The following is a 9,508-nucleotide window of genomic DNA, read 5'->3' as shown; positions in this document are numbered from 1 at the left end:
TGCCCGCTGCCAGACTCGAACTGGCACGGCCATATGACCGACAGATTTTAAGTCTCACATTCTTATGTTTTGGATGATATTTTTATATATCTAAAAGTTGATTTATTCCTTTTGTTCAAAACATTTTTTAGTCTTTCTTGATATTTTTAATCTTGTCAAAGTCTCTATAAGTTGCTACCTGTATGCTGCCTGGTTTTAAAGGTCCTTAAGCAATAGATACAACTGTTTTTAAAAAATGGATTATCATTAAAATGCCGAAACTGACCAAACGTTTGGTAGAAGGGACGCCTCCTCAAGAGAAAGATCTCATTCTCTGGGATTCTGAGACCACTGGGTTTTGCTGTAAGATCACGCCCATGGGAAAACGTGTCTACATGCTTTATTACCGAAGTGCCGATCGCCGGCAACGTAAGCCTAAGATCGGTGACCATGGTGTGATGACCTGTGAAGAGGCGCGTAGCATTGCACAACGTTGGTTGTATGAAGTGAGCCAAGGGAAAGATCCATCGATTGAAAAGCAAAAGTTGCAGAGCAATCCGATCATAAAGGAACTCAAAGAGCGTTATATGCAGGAGCATGCGCCTCGTAAAAAGCCTTCTAGTGGTAGAGAGGATGATAAATTATGGAAAAGTTATATCCTTCCTGTCCTCGGAAATTTGAAAGTCTCGTCTTTGACACGCGAAGATGTTCTTAAGCTCCATCATGATCTCAAACACATTCCCACCACAGCAAACCGTGTTCTGAGCTTGCTTTCAAAGGCGCTTAATCTGTCTGAGTTATGGGGGTACCGTCCAGATTACTCAAACCCATGTTTACACGTGAAGAAGTATCCAGAAAACAAAAGAGAACGGTTTTTGAGTACCGATGAAATTGAACGTTTGTTGATAATCTTGGAGAGGGAAGAAAAAGAAGGTTTTCACCCTTGGGCTCTTCATGCGATTCGCCTGTTATTATATACGGGTTGCAGGCTTAGTGAAATCCTTACGTTAACGTGGGAAGAAGTGGATCTTGATAACCAGTGCCTGCGTTTATTGGATAGCAAAACAGGCAAGAAAATAATTTACCTTTCTTCAACAGCCATTGAATTGTTTCAAGCTATTCCAAAAATACCAGAAAATATTCATGTAATTTGCGGTGGTAAAGACGGATCTCATCTTGTAAATATTCATAAAGCTTGGGGGCGTATTCGTAAAAAAGTGCACCTTGAGGATGTGCGACTCCATGATCTACGTCATACATTTGCTTCTGTAGCTGTGAGTCAAGGTTTGTCGGTTCCTGTCATCGGGGCTCTTCTCGGTCATAAACATACACAAACCACAGCGCGTTATGCTCATCTCATGCATCAACCTCTCTTTGAGGCAAGCGAAAAAATTGCACAGCAGATGGGGAAAAGGATGGTAGAGAGATAATGTTTTTTAATTTTTTGTGTTGTAATATTCTATAAAAAGAATATAATTGAAAAATGGAATGAACAGCGTTCTTTGATGAAGATTTTTTTCTATGGTTTGGAAAACAATAGAAGGAAATACAAGAGGAAATTTTAGCGGGTACTCGTCTCCTTAGAAAATATGGTCCTCATTTGGGAAGGCCTCACGTAGATACCCTTTCTGGTACCAGCTTAAAAAATTTAAAGGAGCTTCGCATCCAGTATAAAGGTGATCCATGGCGCATCCTCTTTGCATTTGATCCCAAACGTTGCGCTATTTTGTTAGTAGGCGGAAATAAAGGTAGAGATAAAAAATGGTATCATACTCATATTCCTCTTGCGGAAATGCGTTTTAAAAAACATCTCAAAAAGATGGAGAAATAAAATGGCTATTAGTGTTGAAGACTACATCAAAACTTTGCCTCTTGAGCGTCAAGAAGCGATTGAGCGTCGAGCACAAGAACTGATTTCAGAAGAAAAGACGTTGCAAGAGTTACGCAAGGCAGCTGCTTGTTCCCAGGTTCAGCTTGCACAAAAACTGGGAGTAAAACAGGCAGCCATTTCTAAAATGGAACGTCGTACGGACATGTATGTTAGTACATTGAGGTCTTTCGTGGAGGGGATGGGAGGCAGCCTGGATATTATTGCGACTTTTCCCCGTAAGGCTCCTGTTAAAATTACCCAGTTTCAAGATTTAGACGCTTTAAAGTCTGTATGAACGGGCATAAAATTTTATGATTTTTATTTCTGCTTTTTTCATGTCCGTTTTCTTGTGTGTTGGTCTTTGAGTGCAATGCGCACTTATGCGTCAATTAAAAATTGACTTGTGCTTTTGGGCCTCAGGCGCTAAGAAATGGCTCAGAAGAAAGAACTTGTTTCAGGTGAATTTTTGTCATTTTTGAAAACTCTTCTAAAAAGATTTTAAAATGAGGGGGGGATATTAACTGACAGAACGGCAAAGCTACGAGGGTTTTAGAATTTTTGTTAGCGGCAGGTTCATCTTCTTTCTTGAACTGTTTCTTAGCGCCTGCAGCCCAAAAGCAACTGGGGTGATTCACCCCATAAGTGCGCTGCAGCAAAAATCGTTCCATTGAAGAACTTTCACCTTTTCATAACAACAAAACAAATATACTAAACAAGCGCTCTTTTGTTCAAGATTTTTATATCTTTCAGGCAAAAAACGATTCTTTATTGAAAATACAATTTGACAAAAAATACCACCTCAATAACAATAAAGTCTCTCTGTTATCATCTATTAACCCCTTCAGAATCTTCAAGAATTCTAAATTATATTTCAAAGACAGTGATAGATATTTAATCAAGACAAAATTTGAAAAAGGAATTTTCAAGGATGGCCGCATTCTTTTCCTCTCTCTTTTCTCAAAAAAAACGTAACATCTTCAAAAAGTTACTTTTTTCTAAAACACCATCTGCAGATCTCATCTTTATTGTTCATTTTCTAATTTTTGCTCTTCCTGTTATGGGCATGGAAGGTCCAGAGGTTGATTCAAGCTTGGAAGAACTTCGATCTTGTTTTATTCGAGAAACAAAAGCTCGCCCTCTTGACTCTGGGGCGGTTTCTTTGGAAGTTCGAGGAGATATCTTGAGTCCTCATGGTATTCCTCAAGACACAGCGCCTCTTTACAAACCAAATGTTCCAACACGAACCTCGACCCTTATTCTTCGAACTCCTGAGGCTGGATATTTAGATCGACAAGCCTTGTATCATGGGTATCGGCTTTTCTTTGGTCATGGATATATTGTCCCAAGTATGTTGGTACAGTTTAAAGATACAGAGAACGATGCCACTCAAATAGTGGAAGTTTTTCCTTATTGTGAATTTATTGAGAGTTTAGAAGATCTGAGAGAGCATTATTCTCATTATAAAAAAGGAGTGTGTTATTCAAGCTCAAGCTTAGGAGTTCATCTTTTAGGAAATCTTTTATTTGCCCATCCCTCTTTTGGTCATTTTCAGGAGTACGGTGGGCCAGAAAAAGAAAAACGAGTTTTGATTCGAGGATTAAGTCCCGAAGATCGTCTCGGATCAGAGAAAAAAATGCAGCTCAGTTCCCTTCTTTTAAGAATAAAAGAAACAAATATTCCAGAAGAACTTCAGAATTGGATTAGGATTAAAAAAGTACATCATTTTATGCCACATTTTCTTTCGTCTCTCGTGAAAGTAGAAGAACATGCGCACAGTCTTGGATATCAAGAAAGTTTTCAGTTTAAAGAGCAAACATTTTATCATCTCGCAAAGGTATTAAAAAGGCTTATCGATCTTGTTAGAAGGCAAGGCCCTTATGATTTGAGTTATGAAGATATAGAAAATTTAATCCAGGAAACAATTCATTATGATTTCTGTTTAATGGAAGAGGGAGAGACTCTTAAAAAAAATACCTTGTATCTAGAAATGAGAGATGGATCTCTCCAATATACACTTCGAGGCGCTGCTCATAAACGTATTATTGGGAAAATTGATCGTGGTCAAATAAACTTTAACCCAACTCTTCCTTTAACCTTAGATCAAGTAAGGCCCTTTTTGTATGATATTTTAAAAACAGCCTTACAAAGAGGGCATGCTCCAAAAGCTTATTTGCCTTGTGACGAGCCTTTAAAAAATATTAAAGAGATAAGTCTTCTAACGCTTTCTCGCATCTTTTTTTCTAACAAACATCACGATTGGACAGAACTATTTGAAGTCATGGGAGAGACTTTTGACTCTTATGCTTCTGAATTTACTAAACAAACACCGAGTCTTAAAGATCCTAAAGTGTTGAAGGAAGGGCTTCAAAGAAACCGAAACCCATCCCTTCTCACATTTATGTTAAAAGCAGGCCTTCAAGTTGCAGATCTTCAAGGTATTCTTCATGATGTGGTGCACTATGCTGGGCAACGATTGGATACGATGAGTGCCAGTGAATGGATTAAAGCACTTAAGTTGGCTGGTATTAACCTTGAAGATAAAAATCGAGAGGGACATACAGCTTTAGATCTTGCCTTTCTGCAACATAAAAGGCAGCTTATTGAAGCTTTAATTGAGGTTGGAGCAGGAGCAACCGTCATGCCTCATCTTATTCTCGATTATGTAGACTCTCTTGGAGAAAATAAAGAGGCTTTCAATCCTTATTTAGATCTTTTAGAATTCCGGAATCATCGTTTGCGATGGCAATTAACTTTAGAGGCTCTTTTGCCTTCACATAAAGGACAAGAAGGGTTGACCATTAAAACAACGGATGGAGATCGAGTTCTTTCTCTTCCTGCTGTTGAACAGCTTTGGAAAGAAGGTCAAGCAACGCCTGAAAAATTTCTTTCTTTTAAAGAAAAACAACCTGGGCGTCGAGTTGTAGGTAAAATCACAAATAGGCGTTATACCCTTTATGTTAAAAGATATCCTGAACTGCCAGGAATTGAAGAAGCTGTTGGAACATTGACGCGTCAGCTTTTAGGGTATGGTGCCCCCAATACGCTCTTAGCAAATATCAATGGCGTGGCATATTTGTTTTCAGAAGGAATCTCAGGGGATTCTCTTGATGATTATTTAAGAGGAAAAACCACAACTTCTTGGGATGAGATCAGTCATTGCTTAGATCCTGAGGCTTTAAGTGGAATGATCCTTCTTGCTATGCTCACAAATCCCGAAGATGGAAAACCTGATAATTATATTGTTGAAGCATGCCCTGATGGATCTTATCGAATCATAGGTATTGATAATGATCACGCCTTTGTTCCGAGTGTCATAACAGTTCAGGAAGGGAAAAGGATGAATGTCAAAAGCATCCTTTTTGCTCTTGATCAAATGAATCAAGAACTTCACCCAAACTTAAAACGTAAATTCCTCTACCATAATCCAAGGGAAGTAATGGAAGAGTGGGGTCAAACTCTCCAGAGCCGCTCAGCACAGTATGCTTTCCTTTTTAAACCCGAAGAAGTAACGTCTCATTTTAATGATCATCACTCTTTTTTAGGGATCTCTTTGCACTCCAATATTGTAACGCAACTTTATAAAAATCTCGCCTCTCTTCAACATCTCATCGCATCGGAAGAGTCCTTAACGCATAGGGATATTCTTCGACAGTTTCATAAGTCTATTTATTTAAGATATCAGGACGGATTTCAAGAGCTTCCTCACGCTAATCCATTGGAACGATTCACATTTGTAGATGGAAAAGAGTATGGAGTTTCTCGTAACGGGAAATTAGAAACACGTACCACGTCAGAAAATCTTCTTTCGAGTAATATGATGTTAACCAGTAAAAAAGATCTCTTTGAATACGTCCGAAGAGGACGAGGCGAAGAAATTAATCTTCAGAGATCTCTTGAAAAGATGAGAGAAAAAGCTGAGCAAGATAGTTCTATTTTGGCTCAACAAGCTATGCTTCAAGGAGGAAGTTCAATTACTCTTGAAGAAATGACCGACCCTCAGCGAGAACATTTTTTTAAAGCATTAGACTGGTCCACCCTTTCAATTCCACATCAACAAGCTCTCCTTGATCACATGGGAAAAGTTTCGTGGGGAAATCCTGAGCAACATCTTGATCCATGGAGTGGGAAACTTACGTTTAGAAATTGTGCAGTATTTTCAGAAAGCACTCTTTTTAGAAAAGGGTTTGATCGGAAAATGAATTGGGATCATATCTTTGAGGTTAAGATTATTGTCGATGGAAAAGGAGGAAAAGATGCTTACTTAAGAGCAGCTCAAGTCTTTCGAAATGTTCAAGTTCCTCTCAAACTTGAACTATCAGGTCTTACAATCACGGATGATGAATTAGATCTAATGACACAACAAGGGCATCTGAGAAGCCTTAGTCTTATAAATTGTCATGGGATTGAAAGACCTTGTTTTCGACAAAAGCTTCCATCATTTGTCCGAAGAGATTGGATAAATTTTAGAGAACCCTTTATGAGCAGAATTATAAAAGTAATTGAATCAGATGGTTTAGTGCTTGATCTTTCAGGTAGAGAAGAAGTCATAGTATATGATGGGGATTTTCGTTTTATTGGGAATGAGAAGTCCCCTGAAATCAAACTCAATGATGAGGACATTAAATTACTTGCGCGCGTTCTTAAAGACACTAAGATACATTATTTGAATCTTCAATGTAATAAAATTAGAACTAAAGGAGTCCAAGCTCTCGCAAGAGGACTTAAAGGCACGCAAATACATACACTTAATCTTAGTCGCAATAATGTTGGAGATGAGGGGGCTCGAGATTTCCTGATGAGTCTTAAAGATACTCCATTATGTTTTCTGTATCTTCAGATTAATGGGATCGGAGATAAGGGAGCTCGAGACTTTGTAAGGTATCTTAAAGATACCCGTTTGCTGAATAACTGTCTAGATGATGGATCCGTGGATAGTATGATTGAAGAGTTTGGTGGCAGCTATAAATGTAATAACATTTCATTTAAAATGTTAGGAGAAATAAGAGAAGCTCTAAGAAAAAACCAAATAAAGTATGGCTCTTTAGCACCTGCAGAGCCAGGAGATAGTAAAGATCAAGAAAAATTTTCTCAAAGATCACTCTCTAAATCTCATAAGAGCTCTCGTCCTCCTGAAAAAGATTTAGAGACTCTTCTCTCAGAAGCTGGATTAAGGGGTAATACACAACAGCGCTTTGAAAATGGTATAGAAGAAGCTCAATGTCTGCTCGAGCAAGATGATTCCAATACTTATCCTGATATTTTAAAAATTCTAGAAGATCCTTCTCATGACCCTAATGACGTTATTCCTCTTCTAACTCAGTTAAGCCATGTTTATCCTCGAGCCTTGTTCTTTCTTGCAGATATTTATTATAAACTTGGAAAAATAAATTTTATGGTGAGAACATTTACTCAGTGTCTTAAAGATCAGCTGCCTGGTACTTTAGAGAAAATGCAAACTCTTCTGGGGCAAGAAGAAACATCTATTGATTATGTACTTCTCATGGCAGAAAATGCGCTTCAGGGGTATATGAGTCCTCAGGACTTAAATGAAGGAGAAAAGTGGCTTTGGAGAGCTTTTGTAAAAGACACAAAGCTCGTTGAATATACAGATGATTTAGTTATGCCGACGGCTCCTCTCGAAAGTGGCAAGTTATATCTCAAAATTACAGAAAAAGGATCTCTTCACTATACATTCAAAGATGCTGCTGGCCAGAGGCAAGAAGGCACCCTTGATTCCGGAATGCAAATGACGCAGACATCCAGAAATTCTTTTGATTTTGATCTCTTAAGACCCTTTCTGAGTGATATTTTGACAATAATTCTAGAAAAAGGCCATGCTATTCCTGTAAACTCTGAAGTTTTGACGCGGCTAGCTCGTGTTCTTTTAGAAAAAGAAGGGCTAGAAAACAAACAAATTTACACTGAAATCGCTCTTTTGATTTCTTTGGCAAAAGTTCAAAATCATGTGGAAGCCTTCTCTCTCGAATTGATGATTAAAGATCTAGAAGCTCATCGACAAATCACAGATGTTCCTCTTACTCAAATGACTCATGATGACCTTCGTCAACAACGATTTCTTTGTGCTCTCTATCAAAGTCAGTTTGAAAGACCTCAATTTCAAACTCAAGATTTAACGAGAAAACAGCAGCATAGATTACAAGAAATCTATGAAAAATTTGATCAAGAACGAGCAAAAATCATCAAAGGACTTCAAAAAAGTGAAAAAGATCTTGAAAAAGAAGTTCCTTCCAATCGACTTAATATTGAAAGAGAAATTAAGATTCTTAAAGAAAAATTGAGTGATACAGAGCACGCAAAATGTCACGCTATTAAAGATGTATTGTTTCCAGAAAACGGTCTTCGTTTTCCAGATCTTAAACACTTTTATGAAGATCTTTCTCGTTGTATTAGAGCACAGTTAGAATTGCTAAATAATGAAACTAGAGAAGAAGCTGTTTCAGAAAGTCTTCTGAAAAAAGGAGCTTCTGAGGGAGTTGATCGCGGGGTAGATTATGTTGTTGGATATGTAGGAGGGTTGATTATTTCGAGTATACCTATTCCTGGCACTCAGGTTTTAAAAGATATTTTTAAAAAAATTACTGACTGGGGATTGGATATGCTAAAAGATACTCTAAAAAGTACTCTGAAGGATACTCTTCAAAGTAAGCTCGGTTCGCCTTATCAAAGTGACGCTGCTGAATCTCGGAAAAAAGCTAAACAGTTAATGGAAGATATGAGTTGTACAATAGCCGATGGGCTTGCAGCATTATACACATATCGGCTTCAAAATGTTATCCCTTGTTTGACGGAAAAAAGTAGGAAGAATCTTGCCACAGTCCTTTCTTCCTCGGTTTTAAGTTATCTCCTAGATCAAAAGAGAATGACAAACCCTCAAAATCTTACCCAACTCATGGTTATGAGTTTTTATTACATGAAAAGCATAACGTTGAAAGGAATATTAACGGCAAGTACGCAAGATTTTAAGGCTGCTGCAAGCGAGCTTGGACATAAGATCATAAGATCACATGGCGTAAAGAAAAAAGATGGGCATTTTATCCCCTATGAACACTTATTTAGGAGACCTGTTATTGAAACAACGGATGGCGCCCAATACCGATTACAAGATGAAGATTCTAAAGAACAGGAAGAAGATGAAGAACTTGTTCAACTTGTCCCTTTAATTGAAAAAGAAATTTTGCAAGACGATCGTCTTATGCAAAGGAAACACATAGTGTTTCAGGAAAGACGCTTTCCACAAATGCCTCCTCTTGAGGTCAGTCTTATTGCAGAATACGATGATATGAATTATGCTCGAAAGGCTCTTATGTTTGCGCAATCTTTGTGCACTTATTGATATCGATTCTCTTAAAAAAATAGTAAAAAGATAATCACCTGATCTCTTTTTACTGTTTTTGTAGGCCATTTTCTTCAACGTCTGAGTTTTTAGCGTTTCTCAAAAACCCATGGGATTAGGTTGTAGAGCGTTGATGAAAAAAATTGAAGTGATATTTTATGCTCCATCTTCAGGCCATGAAATTTCCTTAAATGCTGCCTATTTGCTACCTGATGCTTTTTTGTGATTTTCATTAATTCTCTGAAAGTGTTGGTGCCCGCTGCCAGACTCGAACTGGCACGGCCATATGACCGACAGATTTTAAG

At 38.0% G+C, this 9,508-nt stretch carries 5 protein-coding genes; 4 read left to right on the top strand and 1 reads right to left on the bottom strand.

The annotated features are described in order from the left end of the window. Positions 1–251 precede the first annotated feature (251 nt). From JSS34_07610 to JSS34_07600, 3 genes are all read left to right on the top strand, one after another. On the top strand, positions 252–1,409 hold the full coding sequence (locus JSS34_07610; protein MBS0186183.1) for a tyrosine-type recombinase/integrase: 1,158 nt from the start codon (positions 252–254) through the stop codon (positions 1,407–1,409). A gap of 116 nt (positions 1,410–1,525) precedes the next feature. Further along, positions 1,526–1,810: a type II toxin-antitoxin system RelE/ParE family toxin gene (locus JSS34_07605; protein MBS0186182.1), complete on the top strand. Its 285-nt coding sequence runs from the start codon at positions 1,526–1,528 to the stop codon at positions 1,808–1,810. Between the two features lies 1 nt (position 1,811). Beyond that, the gene (locus tag JSS34_07600) at positions 1,812–2,144 is read left to right on the top strand and encodes an XRE family transcriptional regulator (GenBank protein ID MBS0186181.1); all 333 of its coding nucleotides are present in this window, start codon (positions 1,812–1,814) and stop codon (positions 2,142–2,144) included. Positions 2,145–2,265: 121 nt separating this feature from the next. Here JSS34_07600 and JSS34_07595 read toward each other — a convergent pair whose 3' ends face one another. After that, entirely contained in the window at positions 2,266–2,517 is a 252-nt protein-coding gene (locus JSS34_07595; protein MBS0186180.1) for a hypothetical protein, read from the bottom strand. A gap of 260 nt (positions 2,518–2,777) precedes the next feature. On the opposite strand from JSS34_07595, the gene JSS34_07590 reads away from it, so the two are divergent. Next, positions 2,778–9,203: a hypothetical protein gene (locus JSS34_07590; GenBank protein MBS0186179.1), complete on the top strand. Its 6,426-nt coding sequence runs from the start codon at positions 2,778–2,780 to the stop codon at positions 9,201–9,203. Positions 9,204–9,508 lie beyond the last annotated feature (305 nt).

Source organism: Pseudomonadota bacterium (assembly GCA_018242545.1).
Classification (GTDB): domain Bacteria; phylum Pseudomonadota; class Alphaproteobacteria; order 16-39-46; family 16-39-46; genus 16-39-46.
The sequence above is the reverse complement of the archived record's forward strand: the minus strand, read 5'-3'. Positions and strand labels throughout refer to the sequence as shown.

Coding starts and splice junctions, on each gene's coding strand:
- JSS34_07610 (MBS0186183.1), top strand. CDS start 252: ATGCCGAAACTGACCAAACGTTTGGTAGAAGGGACGCCTCCTCAAGAG.
- JSS34_07590 (MBS0186179.1), top strand. CDS start 2,778: ATGGCCGCATTCTTTTCCTCTCTCTTTTCTCAAAAAAAACGTAACATC.
- JSS34_07595 (MBS0186180.1), bottom strand. CDS start 2,517: ATGGAACGATTTTTGCTGCAGCGCACTTATGGGGTGAATCACCCCAGT.
- JSS34_07600 (MBS0186181.1), top strand. CDS start 1,812: ATGGCTATTAGTGTTGAAGACTACATCAAAACTTTGCCTCTTGAGCGT.